At 67.9% G+C, this 20,702-nt stretch carries 16 protein-coding genes; 10 read left to right on the top strand and 6 right to left on the bottom strand.

Annotated elements, in window-relative coordinates:
• Window positions 1-108 precede the first annotated feature (108 nt).
• Together AC5P9C_RS03515 and AC5P9C_RS03510 are read left to right on the top strand one after the other, a co-directional pair.
• Entirely contained in the window at window positions 109-2,160 is a 2,052-nt protein-coding gene (locus AC5P9C_RS03515) for a glycoside hydrolase family 97 protein (RefSeq protein WP_414615221.1), read from the top strand.
• 251 nt (window positions 2,161-2,411) lie between these two features.
• A complete protein-coding gene (locus AC5P9C_RS03510; RefSeq protein WP_057494194.1) occupies window positions 2,412-5,168 on the top strand; it encodes a TonB-dependent receptor in 2,757 nt (918 codons plus the stop codon).
• Between the two features lie 236 nt (window positions 5,169-5,404).
• On the opposite strand, the gene AC5P9C_RS03505 is transcribed toward AC5P9C_RS03510, so the two are convergent.
• A complete protein-coding gene (locus AC5P9C_RS03505; protein WP_088476198.1) occupies window positions 5,405-7,018 on the bottom strand; it encodes an alpha-glucosidase family protein in 1,614 nt (537 codons plus the stop codon).
• A gap of 214 nt (window positions 7,019-7,232) precedes the next feature.
• Between AC5P9C_RS03505 and AC5P9C_RS03500 the strand changes: the two genes are divergently transcribed.
• Window positions 7,233-8,231 carry a polyprenyl synthetase family protein gene (locus AC5P9C_RS03500; RefSeq protein ID WP_049467389.1) on the top strand — a complete coding sequence of 333 codons (999 nt, stop codon included), beginning with the start codon at window positions 7,233-7,235 and terminating at the stop codon, window positions 8,229-8,231.
• A gap of 120 nt (window positions 8,232-8,351) precedes the next feature.
• Here AC5P9C_RS03500 and AC5P9C_RS03495 read toward each other — a convergent pair whose 3' ends face one another.
• Window positions 8,352-9,143, bottom strand: coding sequence for a dienelactone hydrolase family protein (locus tag AC5P9C_RS03495; protein WP_401736272.1), 792 nt, complete (start codon window positions 9,141-9,143; stop codon window positions 8,352-8,354).
• Between the two features lie 134 nt (window positions 9,144-9,277).
• Between AC5P9C_RS03495 and AC5P9C_RS03490 the strand changes: the two genes are divergently transcribed.
• Entirely contained in the window at window positions 9,278-9,871 is a 594-nt protein-coding gene (locus AC5P9C_RS03490) for an SMI1/KNR4 family protein (protein WP_414615265.1), read from the top strand.
• Between the two features lie 94 nt (window positions 9,872-9,965).
• Here AC5P9C_RS03490 and murD read toward each other — a convergent pair whose 3' ends face one another.
• The 3 genes from murD to AC5P9C_RS03475 form a co-directional block, all read right to left on the bottom strand.
• Window positions 9,966-11,375: a UDP-N-acetylmuramoyl-L-alanine--D-glutamate ligase gene (murD, locus tag AC5P9C_RS03485; protein ID WP_329849962.1), complete on the bottom strand. Its 1,410-nt coding sequence runs from the start codon at window positions 11,373-11,375 to the stop codon at window positions 9,966-9,968.
• Window positions 11,356-12,708 carry a UDP-N-acetyl-alpha-D-muramoyl-L-alanyl-L-glutamate epimerase gene (murL, locus tag AC5P9C_RS03480; RefSeq protein ID WP_053462399.1) on the bottom strand — a complete coding sequence of 451 codons (1,353 nt, stop codon included), beginning with the start codon at window positions 12,706-12,708 and terminating at the stop codon, window positions 11,356-11,358. The genes murD and murL overlap by 20 nt, the downstream gene beginning before the upstream one ends.
• Before the next feature lie 76 nt (window positions 12,709-12,784).
• Window positions 12,785-15,379 (bottom strand): bifunctional aspartate kinase/diaminopimelate decarboxylase, encoded by a 2,595-nt coding sequence (locus tag AC5P9C_RS03475; RefSeq protein WP_164688142.1) that lies wholly within the window; start codon window positions 15,377-15,379, stop codon window positions 12,785-12,787.
• A gap of 75 nt (window positions 15,380-15,454) precedes the next feature.
• On the opposite strand from AC5P9C_RS03475, the gene AC5P9C_RS03470 reads away from it, so the two are divergent.
• Both AC5P9C_RS03470 and AC5P9C_RS03465 read left to right on the top strand, forming a co-directional pair.
• Window positions 15,455-16,327 (top strand): PhzF family phenazine biosynthesis protein, encoded by an 873-nt coding sequence (locus tag AC5P9C_RS03470; protein WP_074726568.1) that lies wholly within the window; start codon window positions 15,455-15,457, stop codon window positions 16,325-16,327.
• A gap of 149 nt (window positions 16,328-16,476) precedes the next feature.
• Complete coding sequence (locus AC5P9C_RS03465; protein WP_312558848.1) at window positions 16,477-17,355, top strand: PhzF family phenazine biosynthesis protein; 879 nt, start codon at window positions 16,477-16,479, stop codon at window positions 17,353-17,355.
• Window positions 17,356-17,521: 166 nt separating this feature from the next.
• Here the strand turns inward: AC5P9C_RS03465 and AC5P9C_RS03460 are convergent, their stop codons facing one another.
• Window positions 17,522-17,953: an OsmC family protein gene (locus AC5P9C_RS03460; protein ID WP_053462396.1), complete on the bottom strand. Its 432-nt coding sequence runs from the start codon at window positions 17,951-17,953 to the stop codon at window positions 17,522-17,524.
• Window positions 17,954-18,323: 370 nt separating this feature from the next.
• On the opposite strand from AC5P9C_RS03460, the gene AC5P9C_RS03455 reads away from it, so the two are divergent.
• The 4 genes from AC5P9C_RS03455 (at window position 18,324) to AC5P9C_RS03440 (ending at window position 20,613) form a co-directional block, all read left to right on the top strand.
• Window positions 18,324-18,722, top strand: coding sequence for an HU family DNA-binding protein (locus AC5P9C_RS03455; protein WP_005408442.1), 399 nt, complete (start codon window positions 18,324-18,326; stop codon window positions 18,720-18,722).
• A 294-nt stretch (window positions 18,723-19,016) separates the two neighbouring features.
• Window positions 19,017-19,325 carry a DUF3861 family protein gene (locus tag AC5P9C_RS03450; RefSeq protein WP_312558850.1) on the top strand — a complete coding sequence of 103 codons (309 nt, stop codon included), beginning with the start codon at window positions 19,017-19,019 and terminating at the stop codon, window positions 19,323-19,325.
• Between the two features lie 55 nt (window positions 19,326-19,380).
• Window positions 19,381-19,935, top strand: a complete 555-nt coding sequence (locus AC5P9C_RS03445) for a hypothetical protein (protein WP_103283279.1) — start codon at window positions 19,381-19,383, stop codon at window positions 19,933-19,935.
• An 81-nt stretch (window positions 19,936-20,016) separates the two neighbouring features.
• Window positions 20,017-20,613, top strand: a complete 597-nt coding sequence (locus tag AC5P9C_RS03440; protein ID WP_343543890.1) for a YceB family lipoprotein — start codon at window positions 20,017-20,019, stop codon at window positions 20,611-20,613.
• Window positions 20,614-20,702 lie beyond the last annotated feature (89 nt).

The following is a 20,702-nucleotide window of genomic DNA, read 5'->3' as shown; positions in this document are numbered from 1 at the left end:
GGGCTGTCAGCTGCGTCCAGTTGCATACGTATTCATGGCATCGCGCGGTGGCGCGCCCGCCGCGCTGGCTTATGGTCCGGGTCTGCCAACGGCGCCTTGGGAGGGGAACTGCCGATGTCATCCACTGCTGTACGCGCGGTGTTCGCGCACATGCTCGGCCTGGCCCTGATCGGGTGGGCCACGCTGGCACAGGCCGCGCCACAGGTGGCCAGCGTCGAATCGCCGGGCAAGGTATTGAAGGTCAGTCTGCTGCTGGATGGCGGCACCGCCCGCTACCGTGTCGAGCGCCTGGGCGACACCGTGGTGGAGGATTCGAAGCTCGGCTTTGCCCTGCGCGACGGCCGCCTGGACCGCGATTTCGCCCTGCTGGGCCAGCAGCGGCGCAGCGTCGATGACACCTGGGAACAGCCATGGGGCGAACGCCGGCTCACCCGCAACCACTTCAACGAGCTGACCGTACAGCTCGCCGAAACCACCGGCAGCAAGCGGCGGCTGGATGTGGTGTTCCGCGTCTACGATGATGGCCTTGGCTTCCGCTATGTGTTCCCTGAACAACCGAACCTGCGCGAGGCCATCATCGATGACGAACTGACCGAGTTCGCCATCGCGCCCGAATCAACCGCCTGGTGGATTCCCGCCGGCGAGCCGATCCACTACGAATACCTGTACCAGCGCACGCCGCTGCGCGAAGTGCCGCTGGTGCATACGCCGATGACCCTGCGCAGTCGCGACGGCCTGCACGTGGCGATCCACGAAGCGGCGCTGGTGGACTATGCCGGCATGTGGCTGCGCCGGACCGAGGGACAACGCCTGCGCGCGCAGCTTTCGCCCTCGGCCGAAGGCTGGAAGGTGCGCCGCACCCTGCCCTTCGCCACGCCCTGGCGCACGCTGCAGATCGCCGACCGCGCCGGCGGCCTGGTCGAATCGGACCTGATCCTCAATCTCAACGAACCCAATGCGCTGGGTGATGTGAGCTGGGTGAAGCCGGCCAAGTACCTCGGCGTGTGGTGGTCGATGCACCTGGACAACGAGAGCTGGGCGACCGGGCCGAAACACGCGGCCACCACCGCCAAGACGAAGAAGGTGATCGACTTCGCGGCCGCGCACGGCTTCCGCGGCGTGCTGGTGGAAGGCTGGAATCCGGGCTGGGATGGCATGTGGGTGGGCAATGGCTACGACTTCGATTTCACCCGCGCCACGCCTGATTTCGACATTGAAGCGCTGTCGGCGTATGGCCTGAAGAAGGGCGTGCACCTGATCGGCCACCATGAAACCGGCTGCGCCATCGAGCACTACGAGGACCAGCTGGGTGCCGCGCTGGACCTGTATGCACGGCTGGGCGTGGACCAGTTCAAGACCGGCTATGTGTGCGACGACGGCCAGGTCGATCGTCGCAATCCTGCGGGGGGACCGCTGTGGCGCGAGTGGCACGACGGTCAGTTCATGGCCCGCCATCACCTGAAGGTGGTGCAGGAGGCGGCGCGCCGGCACCTGTCGGTGAACCCGCATGAACCGATCAAGGACACCGGCCTGCGCCGCACCTACCCGAACTGGATCTCGCGCGAAGGCGCGCGCGGCATGGAGTACAACGCCTGGGGCCAGCCGCCGAACCCGCCCGAGCACGAGGTCAACCTGGTGTTCACCCGCATGCTGGCCGGGCCGATGGACTACACCCCCGGCATCCTCAGCCTGAAGGGCCACCACGGCCAGGCCATCCCCAGCACGCTGGCGCGGCAGCTGGCGCTGTACGTGGTGCTGTACAGCCCGATCCAGATGGCCGCCGACCTGCCCGAACACTACCTGCAGCACCGCGAGGCGTTCCGTTTCATCGAGGACGTGGCGGTGGACTGGGAGCAGAGCCGCGTGCTCGATGGCGAAGTGGGCGACTACGTGACGATCGTGCGCCGCGACCGCAACAGCCGCGACTGGTTCCTCGGCAGCATCACGGATGAACACGGCCGCGTGTTGCCGGTCTCGCTGGGCTTCCTGGAGCCAGGCGTGCGCTATCGCGCCGAGATCTACCGCGATGGCGAGGGCGCGGATTTCCGCAGCAACCCATTCGCATTCACCCGCGAAATCCGCGAGGTGACCAGCGCCGACCTGCTGACGTTGGTGCTGGCGCCGGGTGGCGGGCAGGCCATTCGCTTCACACCGCTTTGAACGCCCGGGTAGTGCCGGCTGCCGGCTGACAACCCGGTGAGTGCGATTGCCGGCCGGCGGCCGGCACTACCGCAAGCAGCACCTGAAAGCGATTACATCCCTGCAGACGCCATTGAATACGTATGCAGGGTGATTCCCGCGAAGAATGCGCTGCCTACCATAGCGGCGACGACAGCGGCCACCGCGTCGCACGTTCACGGCCCCGCCGGAACGCTCACAAATCGATCTGCAACATTGCCTGGGAGGGGAAAATGTTGAACCACAAGCGCAGCGCGCTGAGCATCGCGCTGGCCGTTGTCCTGGCGCCGACACTGGCGTCGGCACAGTCCACGCAAAACACCACCACGCCGGCCGGCACCGCCGCCACCAACCTCGATACGGTGCAGGTCACCGGCATCCGCCGCGGCATCGAGAGCGCGATCGCGGTCAAGCAGGACGCCACCTCGGTGGTCGAGGCGATTTCCGCCGAAGACATCGGCAAGCTGCCCGACGTCAGCATCGCCGAGTCCATCTCGCGCCTGCCCGGCCTGGCCGCACAGCGCGTCGCCGGACGTGCGCAGGTGATCAGCGTGCGCGGCCTGTCGCCGGACTTCGCCACCACCCTGCTCAATGGCCGCGAAGTGGTCAGCACCGGCGACAACCGCGGCGTCGAGTTCGACCAGTACCCGTCCGAACTGGTCAACGGCGTGACCGTGTACAAGACCCCGGATGCGGCGCTGGTCGGCCAGGGCCTGTCGGGCACCATCGACATGCAGACGGCGCGCCCGCTCAGCTTCGGCGAGCGCGTGATCGCGGTCAGTGGCCGCTACCAGAAGAGCTCGCTGGGCCGCGCCGCCAACACCGATCCGTACGGCAACCGCTTCAGCGCCAGCTACATCGACCAGTTCCTGGACAAGACGCTTGGCATCGCCATCGGCTACGCGCACAGCGACATGCCGATCCAGGAGAACCAGGTCGGCCTGTACGAGCCGTGGACCACCGAGCACACCGACAAGGGCGACCGCCCGGGCGTGGGTGCCGGCACCTACTTCTCCGATGGCATCAAGGCGCTGCGCCGCACCGGCAACAACAAGCGTGACGGCGTGATGGCCACCATCCAGTTCCGCCCGAACAACAGCTGGACCAGCACCTTCGATGCGTTCCACACCGAAGCCGAGCAGATCGACACCGCCAACCAGTTCGAGCTCAACCTGAGCAACTACAACGGCGGCTATACGCCGGGCCTGTTGATCAGCAACCCGCAGATCAACGCCAACGGCTCGTTCACCGGCGGCACCGCCAGCGGCGTGTATCCGCTGGTGCGTGGCATGTACAACAAGCGCAAGGACAAGATCGATGCGTTTGGCTGGAACAACGAGTTCAACTTCGGTGGCGTCAAGCTGGTCGCCGACCTGAACTACTCCAAGGCCACGCGCGATGAGCTGAACCTGGAAAACAACCTGCAGCTGACCCCGATGCCACAGCTGGACACGATCGGCGTGACGATCCGCCAGGATGGCTTCTCGCAGATCCGCCCGGGCCTGAACTACTCCAATCCCGATGCGTTGTTCCTGACCAACACCATCTACGGTTCCGGCTATGGCAAGGTGCCGCAGGTGGAAGACCGCCTGAAGGGTGGCAAGCTGGCCGCCACCATCGCCCTGCCCGATGCCATCGCCTCCTGGGCGCCGGACATCGACATCGGCGTGAACTACGCCGACCGCCGCAAGGTGAAGACCCAGTCCGAGGGCAACATCCTGCTCGGTGCGCAGGGCGATGCCAACATCGCCTCGGACCTGCAGTACCGCCCGGTCAACCTCGGCTTCGCCGGCCTCGGCACCATCCCGGCCTGGAACGTGCCGGCCGCGGTCGGCCGCTACATGACCTTCAACCCGGTCGACAACCTGGACTACCTGATTCCCAAGTCGTGGACGGTGCAGGAGAAGATCACCACCGCCTGGGCGCGCCTGAACATCAACACCGACATCGGCGAAGTCGGCGTGCGCGGCAACATCGGCGTGCAGATGCAGCACACCGACCAGAGCTCGGATTCGCGCTACTGGGACAGCTCGCAGTCGGCCGGCAACAACGTGCAGCCGTACTCGAACGGCCGCACCTACAATGACTGGCTGCCGAGCCTGAACCTGGCCTTCATGTTCCCGCACCAGCAGACCCTGCGTTTCGCCGCCGCCAAGCAGGTTGCGCGGCCGCGCGTGGACCAGATGCGTGCCGGCCTGGAGTTCGGCGTGGATACCGCCACCGGCCGCCCCGGCGGCAGTGGCGGCAACCCGTTGCTGGATCCGTGGCGCGCCACCGCACTGGACCTGTCCTACGAGAAGTACTTCGGCGAGAAGGCCTACGTGGCCGCCGCGATCTTCTACAAGGACCTGAAGAGCTACGTCTACACGCAGTCGGTCGACAACTACGACTTCACCGCGCTGCTGGGCAGCTACGTACCGCCGCCGGGCATGACCGTGCCGGTGCTGACCACCGGCACCTTCTCCGCACCGCAGAACGGCAAGGGCGGCACGCTGAAGGGCCTGGAGCTGACCGCATCGTTCCCGCTGGACATGCTGACCGACAACCTGCGTGGCTTCGGCCTGCAGGCCAGCGCGACCTTCAACAAGAGCGACATCACCATCCTGGACCCGGAAAGCGCGTCCAGCGTCGGCAGCGATCCGATCAGCCTGCCGGGGCTGTCCAAGCGCGTGTACAACTTCACCGCCTACTACGAGCGCAGTGGCTTTGAAGCACGCGTCAGCCAGCGCCGCCGTTCGGACTTCATCGGCGAGATCGGCAACTTCAACGGCAACCGCAGCCTGCGCTACGTGGTCGGCGAGAACGTGACCGACGCGCAGATCAGCTACACCTTCAGCGACAGCAGCACCCTGCGCGGTCTCACCCTGCTACTGCAGGGCAGCAACCTGACCAATGAGCCGTACCGCACCTACGCCGGCAGCAAGGACCGCCCGCTGGAGTACATCGAGTGGGGCCGCACCTACATGCTGGGCGTGAACTACAAGTTCTGAGGTAGCGCCGGGCCCTGCCCGGCAGCCCGGACCCGGTAGTGCCGGCCGCTGGCCGGCAGCTCGGACACGGTAGCGCCGGCCGCTGGCCGGCAACACAAAGGGAGCAGGACCGGAAACCCGCTGCGCAGGCAGCGGGTTTTCTTCTGCGCGGATGCCTTTCGCCGGAACCCCACCCACAAAAAAGGGACGGGGCACTTCGGCCCCGTCCCCGCAAGTACCGCCACCGGAGAAAACGGTCAGCTGCGTCGGGCGCAATACACCGCGCGCGGCGGCAGCTGGAGTTCATTGCCCCGCACCGTGCCCGCATCCGGACCCGGCACCGCCACCTGCTGCCAGTTACCCGGCGGCAGCGGATGGCTCACCGCCTCGGCCGACAGGTTGAAGGCCAGCAGGAGGGTTTCATCTGCAAGCATACGCTCGAACAGCAGCACAGGCTCGGCGCTTTCAAGAAATCTGATGCTGCCGTGCAGGAGGGCCGGCTGGGTATGCCGCCAGCCCAGAAACGCGCGGAACGCCGCCAGCACCGAATGCGGGTCGCGCTCCTGCACGGCGACCGCCGCGGCCCGGTGTTCGGCCGGGATCGGCAGCCAGGGCTGGCCGGTGGTGAAGCCGGCCAGCGGTGCATCGGTCCACGGCAGCGGGGTACGGCAGCCGTCACGGCCCTTGAAATTCGGCCAGAAGGTGATGCCATAGGGATCCTGCAGGGCCTCGAACGGCACCTCGGCCTCGGCCAGGCCCAGCTCCTCGCCCTGGTACAGGCAGACCGAACCGCGCAGCGAGCACAGCATCGCCACCAGCATCCGCGCCAGGCGCGGGTCGGCGGGGTGGCCGCCCCAGCGGCTGACCGCGCGCTCCACATCGTGGTTGGACACCGCCCAGCACGGCCAGCCTTCGGTCATTGCCGCTTCCAGACGCGAGACCGTATCGCGGATGTAAGCGGCGCTGTAGTCGTCCACCAGCAGCTCGAAGCTGTAGCCCATGTGCAGGCGGCCATCGCGGGTGTACTCGGCCGTGGTCGCCAGTGAATCCTCCGAGGAGATCTCGCCCAGGCTGACCGCCCCCGGATACTGGTCGAGCAGTGCGCGCAGGCGCTCCAGGAACGGCAGGTTCTCCGGCTGGGTGTTGTTGTAGTAGTGGTACTGGTAGGCGTACGGGTTGTCCGGGCTGAAGCCGCGGCCCACCCGCTTGTCGGCGGGCTTGGCCGGGTTGTCGCGCAGCTGTGCGTCGTGGAAGCAGAAGTTGATCGCATCCAGGCGGAAGCCATCCACACCGCGGTCGAGCCAGAAGCGCACGTTGTCCAGGGTGGCCTGCTGCACGTCCGGGTGATGGAAGTTCAGGTCCGGCTGGTCGACCAGGAAGTTGTGCAGGTAGTACTGCTCACGGCGCGGCTCCCACTGCCAGGCGCAGCCGCCGAACAGCGACAGCCAGTTGTTGGGGGGCGTGCCGTCCTCGCGCGGGTCGGCCCAGACGTACCAGTCGGCCTTCGGGTTGCTGCGGTCCTGGCGGCTCTCGCGGAACCAGGCATGCTCGATCGAGGTGTGGCTCAGCACCTGGTCGATCATCACCTTCAGGCCCAGGCCGTGGGCCTTGGCCAACAGGCGGTCGAAGTCGTCCAGGCTGCCGAACAGCGGATCAACGTCGCGGTAATCGGCGATGTCGTAGCCGAAGTCGGCCATCGGCGACCTGAAGAACGGCGAGATCCAGATCGCATCCACGCCCAGCGCGGCAATGTGGTCCAGGCGCTGGATGATGCCGGGCAGATCGCCCACGCCATCGCCGTTGGCATCGAGGTAACTGCGCGGGTAGATCTGATAGATGACGGCTCCGCGCCACCATGGATAGTGCGACATCGACAGCCCCCCTCCGGGCATGCGGGACCCGCCGGCAGCGGGCCGAAATCCTGATCCGGCAAGCTTAGCGGCGGGCTCCCGGGCATGGCGCAACCTGCATACGTATTCACGCGGAGGGCCGCGCAGGCCGGGCTGGAATTGCCGCGCGGGCCGGTTTGCGCCCGAATTCACGGCCAGCGCCTATAATCAGTGGTGAGCCTGAAAGCCTGATCGCATGACCATCACCGAAGACACCCGTCCCGCCCTGGGCCTGCCCCAGATCCAGTCGCTTGCCGCGGCCGACATGGCCGCCGTCGACGCCCTGATCCGGCGCCGGCTGTCCTCGGACGTCGTGCTGATCAACCAGATCGCCGACCACATCATTTCCGCCGGCGGCAAGCGCCTGCGCCCGATGCTGGTGATGCTGGCCGGCCATGCGGTCGGCCAGGCCGGGCCGGAGCACCACCAGCTGGCGGCGATCATCGAGTTCATCCATACCTCGACCCTGCTGCACGACGACGTGGTGGACGAATCCAGCCTGCGCCGCGGCCGCAGCACCGCCAACGCGCTGTGGGGCAACGCGCCCAGCGTGCTGGTCGGCGACTTCCTGTACTCGCGCAGCTTCCAGTTGATGGTCGAGCTGGAGCGCATGCCGGTGATGCAGATCCTGGCCGATGCCACCAACCGCATCGCCGAGGGTGAAGTGCTGCAGCTGCTGCACGTGCACAACCCGGATACCGACGAGGCCGCCTACCTGCGCGTGATCGAGCGCAAGACCGCGGTGCTGTTCGCCGCCGGCACCCGCCTGGGCGCGCTGGCCAGCGGCGTGGATGAGGCGACCCAGCAGGCCCTGTTCGACTACGGCATGCACCTGGGCTATGCGTTCCAGATTGCCGACGACGTGCTGGACTACTCGGCCAACGCAGAGGAGCTGGGCAAGAACCTGGGCGACGACCTCGCCGAGGGCAAGGCCACGCTGCCGCTGATCCACGCGATGGCCCACTCCGACGCCGCTACCCGCGAACGCCTGCGCACCATCGTGCAGGACGGCGACGCCTCGGCGATGCCGGAAGTGCTGGCCGCGATCCGTGCTACCGGCGGCCTGGAGTACAGCCGCGCGCGTGCCGAGGAATATGCCGAGGCCGCCGAGCGCGCGCTCGATGGCCTGGGCGACAACGATGCCGTGGCCGCCCTGCGCGGCCTGGCACGCTACGCGGTGCAGCGCTCGCATTGATGTTTCCGTGCCGACCCCTCGCATCGACCGCATTGTAGTGCCGGCCGCTGGCCGGCAACCTCCTGAGGCTGCCGATGCCACGGGAATGCCGGCCAGCGGCCGGCACTACCGCTGCACCGATCAGCGTTTCTCGAAACGTTCCTCGAAGAATTCATCCAGCGCCTTCCACGCGCGCTTCGCCGCCCGCTCGTTGTACTGGCACCCCGGCGGGCTGTTGGCATCGCGCTCGGCGAAGCAGTGCACCGCACCGCTGTAGTTGGTGAACTCCCAATCGACCTTGGCCGCATCCATTTCCTTCTGGAAACCAGCGATGTCCTCGGCGGTCACGCTCTTGTCCTCGGCGCCGTTGAGCACCAGCACCGACGGGTGGCTGCCACCGGCCTGCGCCGGCAGCGGCGAACCCAGCCCGCCGTGCAGGCTGACCACACCGGCCAATGGCGCACCGGCGCGAGCCAGTTCAAGCACGGTGGTACCGCCGAAACAGAAGCCCACCGCACCGATCCGGCCGGCATCCAGCGGCACCTTGCCGGCCTGGGCCTTGAGCACGTTCACCGCTTCCAGCGCACGTGCGCGCAGCAGCGGCCGGTCGTTGCGCAGCTTGGTCGCCACCGGCCCGGCCTCGGCATCGGTCTTCGGCCGCACGCCCTTGCCGTAGACATCGGCCACCAGCACCACGTAGTCGTCGCCGGCCAGCTGCTTGGCCTTCTCGATGGCCGACTCGTTCACACCCTTCCAGTTCGGCACCATCACCAGGCCCGGACGCTTCCCGTGCTCGCCATCGTCATAGACCAGCACGCCACTGAAGGTCGTGCCCTGGTGTTTCCACTCCACCGGCTGGGTCTTCATTGCCGCCCACGCCGGCATCGCCGCCAGCCCCAGCATCACCGCAACACCGCATCGCCAACGATTCATGCGCCTGCTCCGCAAGAAAAAGGGGACGGAGGGGATTAAGCCGCATTTGCCCCTCCCGCGTCGCATTCTGCATTGGCGACGTGACGCAGGTGTGGTTGGATACGACTTAATTCCCTCCGTCCCCTTTTTTCCGCATGAACGTTGTTGACCGCTTTCTGTCTGGCCTGATCCCGCGCCTGCCTGCTGACGACGCCTCGCAATGGGTCCACGTCCGGGGCGCCAGCGCCGAAGACCTGCAGCGCCTGCGCGTGCAGTGGCCGCAGGTGCCGGACAGCCTGGTGGAACTGCTGTCGCGCGTGGATGGCACCCACTTCCGCGAGTACCCCGGCGGCGAGGTCTGCGTGCTGATGCTCGGCTCTGACGTTGAGGACGGCGGCTATCCGTACTACCTGCGCTCGGTCGCGCAGATCTTCGAGGACCAGCGGCAGTGGGACGACAGCATCCGTTCCATCTATGAAGAATGGCTGGATGACGAGCCGGAGATCCTCGGCAAGGGCATCGACGCCGATCTGCCGATGAGCCGCCGGCTGTGCTTCTCGCACTGCATGAACAATGGCGGCACCTCGATGCTGCACCTGGATTTCGATCCCGCACCGGGCGGTACGGTCGGCCAAGTGGTGCGCTACCTGCACGATCCGGACAGCTACGCGGTGATCGCGCCCAGCTTCGACGCCTACCTGGAGCAGCTGATTGACGGCGATTACGCGTTCATCGATCAGGACTACTGAAATCCAGCCGAGCATGGGCTCGGCTCTACAGTAGATCCACGCCATGCGTGGATGAGTTTCTCCGGAGGTTGCCGGCCAGCGGCCGGCACTACCTTCAAGCGATACCCAGCCCCGGAATCGCGCTGATGCTGTCCGGATCGAATCCAGCCAGCGCGGCGAAATGACGTCCGCGCGCCACGTAGTCGCGGTAGGCCCCGAAGCTCGGCGCGCCCGGCGACAGCAGCACGACCCCGCCCTGCTCGCCCAGCGCGGTACGTGCCAGCGCCATCGCCTCGGCAAGATCGCCCGCCGCGTGCAGGCCGAAGTGACCGGCATCGGCCAGCGGCTGCAGCATCGCGTGGATGCGCGGGCCGTTGCTGCCCATGGTCACGATCTCCACCGGCGGCACATCGTGCGCCATGTGCTGCATGAAATCGGTCCAGTCCAGGCCACGGTCATGCCCGCCCACCAGCAGCGCGATGCGCTGCCCGGCGAAGCACTCCAGCGCGGCCAGGCTGGCATGCGGCGTGGTGCTGATCGAATCGTTGACGTAGGTCAGGCCATTCGCCACGCCGATGCGCTGCAGGCGGTTCGGCAGCGGGCGGAAATCCTGCACCGCCGGTGCCAGCGCCGCCGCGTCCAGGCCCAGTGCCTCCAGCGCGGCCAGCACCGCGCACAGGTTGCCGCGGTTGTGGCGGCCCGGCAGCGGTGTGTTGCGGGTATCGAACACGGCCTGTTCGCCGCGATGCACGATGTCGCCGCGCATATGCCAGCCCTGCGGCTGGTTGAACCAGACCACCTCACTCTCGGGCAGCGACAGCGCAGCCAGGTGCGGATCGGCGGCATTGAGCACGGCGATGCGAGGTGCGGCTTCCGTCACCAGCCGCAGCTTGTCCTCGATGTAACGCTGTTCGCTGCCGTGCCAGTCCAGGTGTTCCGGGAACAGGTTCAGCACCACCGCCACCTGCGGATGGGCGCCACTGCGTGCCACCTCACCGGTCTGGTAGCTGGACAACTCCACCGCCCAGTACTCGGGCGCGGGCTGTGGATCCAGCACTTCCAGCAGCGGCAGGCCGATGTTGCCGACCAGGCCGGTGCGGTGGCCGGCCGCGCGCAGCAGGTGCGCGACCAGCGCGGTAGTGGTGCTCTTGCCCTTGGTACCGGTCACGCACACGGTGTCGCGCACGATGCCATCAGCACCTGCATGCTCGGCAAACCACAGCGCGGTGCCACCGATGAAGGTGGTGCCCTGCGCCACTGCTTGCAGCGCGATCGGCTGGTAGGGACTGATGCCGGGCGATTTGATCACCACGTCGAACGCCGCCAGCGCCTCGGCCGACGGCTCACCGCGAACGTCCAGCGCACCCTGCGTTTCCGCACGCGCCGCTTCGACCTCGGACGCCGGGCAGAACAGGCTCAATGCCAGCGTGGGCAGGCGCGCGCGCAGCACCGCAAACGCGGCACGGCCCTCACGGCCCCATCCCCACAGCGCAACGCGCTTTCCCTCAAGCTTCGAAATCTTCACGCACCCGTTCCCACAGCGCGGCCGGAACACGGTGCTCGCCCTGCAGCTGCAGCAGCGGTGCCAGTTCCAGTTCGGCGGCATCCAGCTGCGGCTGGATCTCATTGCAGAAGCGCTTCACCAGCACGTCTTCCTTCCACTCCGGGCGCTGCGCCAGCGTCGCCATTGCCGCACGCGATTCGCGGCCTTCGCCCACGCACTCGAACGGCTTGTGGTCCTGGAATTCCAGCAGCGCATCGAAGCCACCGGCCTGCTCGGCATCGTCCAGCAGGTTGCGGCCAAAGATGCGCACCAGGCGCGTCTTGGGCATGAACGGGGCCAGCGCCAGGAACACGAAATGGCACTTCGGGCAGACGCCGCACCAGCGGTTCACCGGGCGCTCGCCGAGGATGTGGAAGTTGCGGTTGCAGCTGGAGAAATGCGCGTCGTAGAAGTCACTCTTGGCGAACTGGCGGGCCACCGCCAGCTCGGACATCGGCCGCAGCAGCGAGTAGTACTGCAGGTCCGCCGCCACGTACTTCTGCACATGGCTGCCGAACGCCTGCTCGCAGGCCCAGCCCTTGGACCACTGGTGATTCACTTCGCCGGTGCCTGGAATCTGGCTGCCGTAGCTGGCCGAGCGCTCGTTGGAGAACACGACCTGGTCCACGCCGTGCAGCAACGCGGCCAGCACCATGATCGCCGAGTTCACCACCGTCACCGGGATATGGCCGTTCCAGGCGCCCTGGCGGTTCAGCTCGAACAGCTCCGGTGCCAGCGTGCGGCCCAGGTTCAATGTCGGCAGGCCGGTGCGCTCGGCGCACGCACGGATCAGCTGCGAGCCACCGATCCAGGTCACCGTCTCGTCCACGCCGGCACGGCGCAGCGCTTCGATGCTGACCAGCGAATCCTTGCCGCCGCCGATGGCCACCAGCGCGTGCGGCTGCAGGCCCAGCGCCGGCGCCTGCACGGCCTCGCCCTGCACCGGCAACCGGAAGCGGCCGCGCAGGTTCAGGCCGTTGCGGTAGGCGAATTCGCCCAGGCCGTTGAGGTAAATGGTCTCCACCAGCGCGGCGGTATCGGCATCGATGCTGTAGCTGTCGATGCTGACCGTATCCGGTACGCCGGCCTTGTAGTAGCTGACGCCGGCGATCAGGTGCAGCAGCTGCAGCGCGCGCTGCACCGCTGCCGCACGCGCCGGGTCCAGCACGAACGGGGCGCCGGGCACGGTGATGGTCTCCACCATCTCCGGGCCGTCATCGAAGGCGTAGACCAGCCGGGCCACGCCGGTATCCGCAGCGAAGTCGCAGCGGACGAAGCGGAAGCGGGAAACCTGGTGTTTGTCGAAAGCAGTCATGGTGTATCCGGTCAGGCACAGGCCCGCGCATGCGCGCGGGACGTGTCGGTGGGCGGGTGCAGGGTGCGGAAGGCAATCACTCGATCACGTCTTCGCGCGGCATCGCCCGCTGGTTGTAGGTGTTGGCCATCACATAGCCGTAGGCACCGGCATCGGCGATCAGCATCACGTCGTCCGGCGCAGTGGACACCGGCAGCTTGCGGCGCTTGCCGAACACATCGCTGGATTCGCAGATCGGCCCGACCACATCGAACGCCGCTTCGGCATACCCCCCCTGCCGGCTGAGGTTCTCGATGTCATGCCAGGCGTCGTACAGCGCCGGGCGCATCAACGTGTTCATGCCGGCATCCAGGCCCACGCGGCGCACGCCGTCCTTCTCCACCACCTGGGTGGCATGGGTCAGCAGCACGCCCGATTCGGCCACCAGGTAGCGACCCGGCTCGATCGCCAGGCGGAATGCCGGGTGCAGCGCCTTGACCTCGGCCAGGCCCTCGGCCCAGGCGTCCAGGTCGAACGGCTCGTCTTCGTCGCTGTACGGAATCGGCAGGCCGCCACCGATGTCGATGGTCTGCACGCTGCCGATGCGGCGGGCGAAACCGGCCAGCTCATCGCACATCAGGCGCCAGTGCTGCGCGGTTTCCACGCCACTGCCCAGGTGTGCATGCAGGCCGACCACGCGGCTGCCCAGCTCGGTGGCCGCGCGCACGAACTCGTCCACGCGGGCGATCGGCAGGCCGAACTTGGAATCCTTGCCGCCGGTGCGGACCTTGGCATGGTGGCCTTCGCCCCGGCCCAGGTCGACGCGCAGCCACAGCTCGCGGTTGCGGAACAGGTCCGGCCAGCGCTGCAGCGCTTCCACGTTGTCGACGGTCACGGTCACGCCCAGGGCGAACGCCGCCTCGTACTCGCTGCGCGGGCAGAAGCTGGGAGTGAACAGCACGCGCCGCGGCGACAGCTCCGGCAGGTGCTGGAACACATGCTTGAGCTCGCCGTGCGACACGCACTCCAGGCCGAAGCCCTCCGCTTCCAGCAGCTGCAGGATGGCCGGGTGGCTGTTGGCCTTGATCGCGTAGTAGCGCTGGTCGATCGGCTTGATCGCGGCCAGCGCGCGGGCGCGGGCGCGCACCGTCGGCAGGTGGTAGACGTAGCGCGGCGTACCGGCATCGGCCAGCTGCAGCAGATGCGCACGCTGGCCGCGCCACCACGGCGTGCCGCGCGGGCGCACGGTGCCGGCAATCTCGCGCCAGCGCGGGCCGAACACTTCGGTTTCTTCCACCGGCATCGCACCGCTGTCGATCAGCTCGGCATGCAGGATCGGCAGCAGGCCATCGGCATCGGCCTCGTCGATGACGAAGGTCAGGTTCAGGTCGTTGGACGATTGAGAAATCATGTGCACGCGTTCGCGGCCGAACGTGGCCCACACGTCCGACAGCTTGTGCAGCAGCGAACGCATGCCACGGCCGACCAGGGTGATCGCCGCGCACGGCACGATCACCTTCACCTTGCAGATCTGCGACAGGTCGGCCGACAAGGCGGCCAGCACATCGGTGTTGACCAGGTTCTCGGACGGGTCCAGCGACACGGTGACGTTGGTTTCGGCCGAACCGATCAGGTCCACCGACAGGCCGTGCTTCTTGAACAGGTTGAACACATCGGCCAGGAAGCCGACCTGCTGCCACATGCCGATGCCTTCCATCGACACCAGCACGATGCCGTTGCGGCGGCTGATCGCCTTTACCCCGGGCACTGGAGCGGCGCTGCCGTCGATGCTGGTGCCCGGCAGTTCCGGGCGCTCGGTATCGAGGATGGCCATCGGCACGCCGGCGTCGCGGCACGGCTTGATCGAGCGCGGATGCAGCACCTTGGCGCCGGTGGTGGCGATTTCCTGCGCCTCGTAATAGTCCAGCCGGGTCAGCAGGCGCGCATCGGGCACATCCTTGGGGTTGGCACTGAACATGCCCGGCACATCGGTCCAGATCTCCACGCGGCTGGCGCCGAGCAGTGCGCCGAAGTACGCCGCCGAGGTATCCGAGCCACCGCGGCCGAGAATGGCGGTACCGCCGTCGGCATGCCGCGAAATGAAGCCCTGGGTGATCAGCAGGCGGGTCGGCTGCGCGCGGAAGCGCTGCATCCACTCCGCATCGGCACGCCACTGGCAGTTCACCGACAGTCGCTGCGACCACTCGCTCTGGTTCGGCTGCGGCGGCATCGCGTCCAGCCACTGGCGCGCGTCCATCCAGCCCATGTCCAGGCCCGAGGCGTGCAGGTAGGCCGCGCCCAGGGTCGACGACAGCAGCTCACCCTGGCCCAGCACTTCGGCCTGCCAAGCGAGCGGACGGGTGGCCGCGCGCGCATCGTCGAGCAGGCCCTGCAGCGCCGCCAAACGCTCGGCCAGCACCTCGCGGCCCAGGCCCAGCTCGGCCAGGAAGCCTTCATGGCGTTCGACCAGCGCTGCCACCCGGTCCCGGCTGTCGGGCGCACCATCGGCAATCGCGGTCAGTTCGTTGGTGACACCGGACAGCGCCGACACCACCACCAGCACGCGCGAGCCGGTCTCTTCCGCGCGTTTTTTTGCCAGCTTCCCGATCGTGTCCCAGCGGTGACGACGCGACACCGAGGTGCCGCCGAACTTCAGTACGATCCAACGATCGACAAGGGGGGAAGCTGACATGGATTGGCTATGTAGAATGTGGGGAAGCCGCCCTTGGGGGCGGAACCTTTGATTCTAAGCGCAATACCCCCGTAGATGGCCGTCCTTCGTTACCTGCAGCTCGATGTCTTCGCCCCCCGCCCCGGCACCGGCAATCCGCTGGGCGCCATCCTGGACGCCGACGCGCTCTCCGGCAGCCAGATGCAGGCCCTGGCCGCCTGGCTGAACCTGTCCGAGACCGTGTTCTTCCTGCGCCCCAGCGTGCCCGGCGCCGACTACCACATCCGCATCTTCACCCCGACCCGCGAGCTGGCGTTCGCCGGCCACCCGAGCGTCGGCGCGGCCTGGGCGGCGGTGACCTGCGAGCTGGCCCGACCGCGTGATGGCGCCCTGCTGCAGCAATGCGCGGCGGGACTGTTGCCGGTGCGGGTGAGCGGCCCGGCCGGGGCACTGGAAATCCAGCTGGCTAGCCCGCCGGCGCGGCAGCTGCCGACGGCCGCAGAGGGGGCACCTGAAGCACTGCTGGCACTGGCCGCCCGCGGGCACGTCCCCGAACTCTGGGACAACGGCGCACGCTGGTGGCTGCTGCCGCTGCGCGACGCCGCTGCCGTGCGCGGGCTGGCACCGGACATGACTGCCCTGCGCGACTGGAGCCTGGCCACCGACGCCACCGGCGTGGCGGTGTTCGCCGACGAGGCCGGCAGCGGCCACGCCCGCGTGGTGCGCGCATTCTGCCCGGCCGATGCCGCCAGCGTGCCGGAAGATCCGGTCACCGGCAGCGCCAACGCGCTGATCGGCGCCTGGCTGCGTCAGCGCAATGCCCTGCCCGGCGTCGAGGGCCGCTACATTGCCAGCCAGGGCCGCGAAGTCGGCCGCGATGGCCGCGTACACGTCGAGGTGGATGCGCAGGGCACGGTCTGGATCGGCGGCCAGGTGCAGCCGGTCATCGACGGCCGCGTCCGCTGGTAGCGCACGAAAAAAAGGGGACGCACAAAAAAAGGGGACGGAGGGAATTAAGTCGCTTATGGCACATGGGGCAAAAGCGACTTAATTCCCTCCGTCCCCTATTTGGTGCCCCGCGCTACGCTATGCCACCTGTTTACTGGAGTTCCTCCCCGATGACCACCCGCCGTTTCCTGCAGCTGGATGTGTTCTCCCCGCGCGCCGGTGCCGGCAATCCGCTGGCCGTGGTACTCGATGCCGAGGGCCTGGACGACGCCAGCATGCAGGCCATCGCGCGTTGGACGCGCCTGCCCGAAACCACCTTCGTGTTCCCGCCGCAGGCCGCCGGTGCCAGCTACCGGCTGCGCATGTTCAGCCCGCAGAAGGAAGTGCCGTTCGCCGGCCACCCCAGCGTCGGCACGGCGCATGCGGTGCTGCAGGCAGGCTTGGCCAAAGCCGTGGATGGCGTGCTGGTGCAGGACGGCATTGCCGGCGCCCTGCCCCTGCGCGTCAGCGGCGAGGGCACGCAGCAGCGCATCGCCATCCGCACCCCGCGCGCGCAGCTGGCGGAGATCGCCGAGGCCACCGACCCGCGCCTGCAGGCGGCGCTGAAGGACTGGCCGCTGGGCACGCTGCCGCCGGCGCGGATGCAGGGCGGACGCAGCTGGTGGCTGGTGCAGGTGGCCAATGAAGCGGCGTTGCGCGCTCTGCACCCGGACTGGGACGCGGTGGCGGCGCTGGCCGAGTCCACCGACAGCATGGGCGTGTTCGCCTATGCCTTCAGCGATGGCCGCGAGGGATTCGACCTGGCCGTGCGTGCCTTCGTCGGCAATGGCCGGCGCTTCGAGGACGCCGCCTCGGGTGCTGCCAATGCAGTGCTGGCCGCGTGGCTGGACCTGCGCCAGGCCCTGCCCCACGGCCGTGCACCGTTCGAAGTCAGCCAGGGCCGCGAGGTCGGCCACGATGCGCGCCTGACCCTGCGGGTCGATGAGGACGGCGAGGTCTGGTCGGGCGGCCAGGTGCAGACGGTGATTACCGGCACCCTTGATTGGTGATCGCGCTGGCGGGTGGTAGAGCCGAAGGCAGCGGCACGAGCCACTGCCAACGTCGGACGCGACGGCCCGGAGGGTGGCGGCCAGGAAGGCCGCCATAACGCTGGCCGGCTGCTACATGGATCTCGGCATCATGCGATTGCCGGCCAGCGACCGGCACTACCTCGGCTCAGCCCAGTTCGGCTTCCAGGCTGATCGGCACCGCACTGAGCGCCTTGGATACCGGGCAGTTCTGCTTGGCGTCATCGGCAATGGCGCGGAACTGCGTCGCGTCGATGCCGGGCACCACCGCTTTCACTTTCAGCCGGATCTGCGACAGCTGCGGGCCGCCTTCCAGCGACAGGTCGACCTTCGCCTCGGTGTCCAGCGAGGTCGGGGTGAAGCCGGCTTCGCCCAGCTTGGCCGACAGCGCCATGGTGAAGCAGCCCGCGTGCGCGGCGGCGATCAGCTCTTCCGGATTGGTGCCCTTTTCGTCGCCAAAACGGCTGTTGAAGCCGTAGCGGGTCTTGTCCAGCAGCCCGCTCTGCGGCGTGCTCAACGCTCCCTTGCCCGACTTCAGATCGCCTTCCCAGTGCGCGGTGGCGTGTCGCGAGATTCCCATTGTGCTGCTCCTGCGTGGCGGTGATGAACGGTCACCCTCGCATGCCACGCGTTAGCCCTGCGTCGCTCCGCCGCAGGCCGGACGTCGTCCCCGCACCCGCACGTGGACACTTCCTCGCCAGCCCGGAGCGCATTTTTCCCTTGTTTTCAGTGGTTTCGCGCATCCGCTCGATGGACAGGGGCCGCTCACCGCGCGCGCCACTACGCCCCCATCCCCACCGCCGGCCATGTACTGAACCGGCCTGGATATGAAAAAACATGCACTTTCCGCGCTTCGGGCTATTGGCGGCGCCCCGGAGTTGCCCTACATTGCGCTTGCCGACGGGGTTCGGCGCCGACCAAACAACCAACCGTTCACGGAACAGGAAACCATGGCAAAGACCGCTAAGAAGGCTGCCCCGAAGAAGGCAGTGAAGAAAGTCGCGACGAAGGCAGCCGCCAAGCCGGCCGCTCCGAAGCCGATCAAGGAAGTGCTGACCAAGTCCGGCCTGGTTGCACACATCGCTGAAGCCTCCGGCGTCGTCGCCAAGGACGTCCGCGCTGTGCTGGCCTCGCTGGAAAGTGCCGTCGCCTCCTCCGTGCACAAGAAGGGCGCAGGCTCCTTCACCCTGCCGGGCCTGCTGAAGATCACCACCGTCAATGTGCCGGCCAAGCCGAAGCGCAAGGGCATCAACCCGTTCACCAAGGAAGAGCAGTGGTTCGCCGCCAAGCCGGCCACCACCAAGCTGAAGGTGCGTCCGCTGAAGAAGCTGAAGGACGCCGCGCTCTAAGCGCGCGCCCGACGCGGATTCCGACGGGACGGCTCTGGCCGTCCCGTTTTTTTTTGCGCGTGCCCTGCGGGGAATCCGCGCCATGCGCGGGACGTCGCCCCGGAGCAATCCGCAACACAGCGTTGCCGCACGCTGGGCGATCCCCGTTCAAGCCCGTCGCCATTGGCCGGGCGCCGCCCCGGCAGGCGCTGGAACGTACCGGGTGGAACACTGCGTGCAGCGGTGGCCGTCGCCGCCGGCCGTGGCCTTGCCTATGGTGGGCACATCCTCCACAGCTACGGCGAGCACATCCTCATGGCCAGCCCCTCCACCCGCTACCGGATCTCGGTGACCCCGATCGAAAAGGACGGGCTGCAGTGCACCGGGCGCTGCACCATCGAACTGGAACATCGCGCCAGCCGCGACCTGATGCGCCTGCTGGAAGCGGCCCCGCGTACCGCCGGCATCAGCGGCGACGAGCGCGCGACGCTGGTGATCGCCACCCAGCTGCTGCGCGACATCGTGCAGCGCCACGCCGGGACCGACGGCCACGCATTGGCGGCCATCGCCGCCCGGGTGCTGCCGGCGCTGGACGCGCTGGAGCAGCTGCCCTCCTCGCGCTGATCCCCGCCCAATCGGTACACTGCCGCGCCACGGTTGCCTCGGGGAGGAGGCAGGCATGCGCAGGGCCCTGTTCCAGATCATCCCGCTACTGATCGCCCCCTGGGTGCTGCCGGGCTGCTCGCGCCCGGCCGCCGAGGTAACCGGCGAACGCGCCCACGCGTCCGAGGACGTTGCGGCCACTGCGGCCACCGACCCGGCGCTTGGCCCGCAGCCGCCGGCGCTGCAGGCAAGCGACATCCCGCTGCTGGCTGCCGTCGACGACGGCGCAGAGCCGCCTTCGACGATGCTCAACCGCTACGTCGCCGCACTGCTCAACCGCGACCGCGCCGCCAGTGACGCCGCCTGGACGATTCCGCCCGGCGATCCACGGCGCGCCGACGACGCCGCGCTGCGGCAGCTGCAGGACCTGCGCACCCTGCGCCTGCACAGCGATCCCCCGATCGCGCGCGATGATCGGCAGCCACCGCAGCTGCTTGAGGTGCCGGTGCAGGTCCGCGCGGTCACCGCCAACGGCACCTTCCGCTTCAGCGGCTGGTACCGCGTGCAGCCCAGCAGCGATGGCAGTGCCTGGCAGATCCACTCGGCACAACTGCGCCCAACGCTGGACTGAACCGTTGCTGCAGCATGCACGCGCGATTCAGCCTGCGCGGCTACTCTTTGATCCACTCCATCCTGCTCACCGGTCACTGCCATGCGCCTGCGTTCCCTGATGACCCGCCTCGCGGCCTCCACCGTGCTGATCGCTGCGGCGATCGGCGCACAGGCCGCCCCTTCCATCTCCGGCCGCGAACTGTCCGTCGGCGCCAGCGATGTGCAGCAGTACCTGGACGGCAGCTTCCCGCGCACCCAGGACGCCCTCGGCGGCCTGATCGCGCTGACCATGAGCCACCCACAGCTGAGCCTGCCGGCCGGCGAACGGTTGAACCTGGGCATGGATGTGGCGCTGGCCACTGCCGGCGGCAGTCCGGCCAAACTGGGCACGGTCAAGCTCAGCAGCGGCCTGCGCTATGACGCGCAGACCCAGGGCTTCCACCTGCAGCAACCGAGCGTGGACGATTTCACCCCGGCCAGCCAGGGTGGCCGCCTCGACTCGCGTACCCGCAGCCTGCTCAACGCGTGGCTGAGCGACTACGCCCAGCGTGAGCCGATCTACAAGCTGGACCCGGCCGTGGCCGGGGTGCTCGGCGCCCTGCAGGTGCAGTCGGCCCAGGTGAAGAACGGCAAGCTGGTGGTCACGTTCAACCAGAACCTGGGCAACCTGGTGCCGTCAGGCGTACTGGGCAAGTAAGGTCCTACCGGGCCAATGAGGTAGTGCCGGCCGCTGGCCGGCAGCGCAGTGACTGCATCTGCCGGCCAGCGGCCGGCACTACCGGTACG

The sequence above is a fragment of the Stenotrophomonas sp. YJH_SMC_10 genome (assembly GCF_059371555.1).
This window is presented reverse-complemented; position numbering and strand designations above follow the sequence as displayed.

Excerpts from the sequence above, each read along its gene's own strand:
- AC5P9C_RS03510 (WP_057494194.1), top strand. The coding sequence starts at position 2,412 with ATGTTGAACCACAAGCGCAGCGCGCTGAGCATCGCGCTGGCCGTTGTC.
- AC5P9C_RS03505 (WP_088476198.1), bottom strand. The coding sequence starts at position 7,018 with ATGTCGCACTATCCATGGTGGCGCGGAGCCGTCATCTATCAGATCTAC.
- AC5P9C_RS03500 (WP_049467389.1), top strand. The coding sequence starts at position 7,233 with ATGACCATCACCGAAGACACCCGTCCCGCCCTGGGCCTGCCCCAGATC.
- AC5P9C_RS03495 (WP_401736272.1), bottom strand. The coding sequence starts at position 9,143 with ATGAATCGTTGGCGATGCGGTGTTGCGGTGATGCTGGGGCTGGCGGCG.
- AC5P9C_RS03490 (WP_414615265.1), top strand. The coding sequence starts at position 9,278 with ATGAACGTTGTTGACCGCTTTCTGTCTGGCCTGATCCCGCGCCTGCCT.
- murL (WP_053462399.1), bottom strand. The coding sequence starts at position 12,708 with ATGACTGCTTTCGACAAACACCAGGTTTCCCGCTTCCGCTTCGTCCGC.
- AC5P9C_RS03475 (WP_164688142.1), bottom strand. The coding sequence starts at position 15,379 with ATGTCAGCTTCCCCCCTTGTCGATCGTTGGATCGTACTGAAGTTCGGC.
- AC5P9C_RS03470 (WP_074726568.1), top strand. The coding sequence starts at position 15,455 with ATGGCCGTCCTTCGTTACCTGCAGCTCGATGTCTTCGCCCCCCGCCCC.
- AC5P9C_RS03465 (WP_312558848.1), top strand. The coding sequence starts at position 16,477 with ATGACCACCCGCCGTTTCCTGCAGCTGGATGTGTTCTCCCCGCGCGCC.
- AC5P9C_RS03460 (WP_053462396.1), bottom strand. The coding sequence starts at position 17,953 with ATGGGAATCTCGCGACACGCCACCGCGCACTGGGAAGGCGATCTGAAG.
- AC5P9C_RS03455 (WP_005408442.1), top strand. The coding sequence starts at position 18,324 with ATGGCAAAGACCGCTAAGAAGGCTGCCCCGAAGAAGGCAGTGAAGAAA.
- AC5P9C_RS03450 (WP_312558850.1), top strand. The coding sequence starts at position 19,017 with ATGGCCAGCCCCTCCACCCGCTACCGGATCTCGGTGACCCCGATCGAA.
- AC5P9C_RS03445 (WP_103283279.1), top strand. The coding sequence starts at position 19,381 with ATGCGCAGGGCCCTGTTCCAGATCATCCCGCTACTGATCGCCCCCTGG.
- AC5P9C_RS03440 (WP_343543890.1), top strand. The coding sequence starts at position 20,017 with ATGCGCCTGCGTTCCCTGATGACCCGCCTCGCGGCCTCCACCGTGCTG.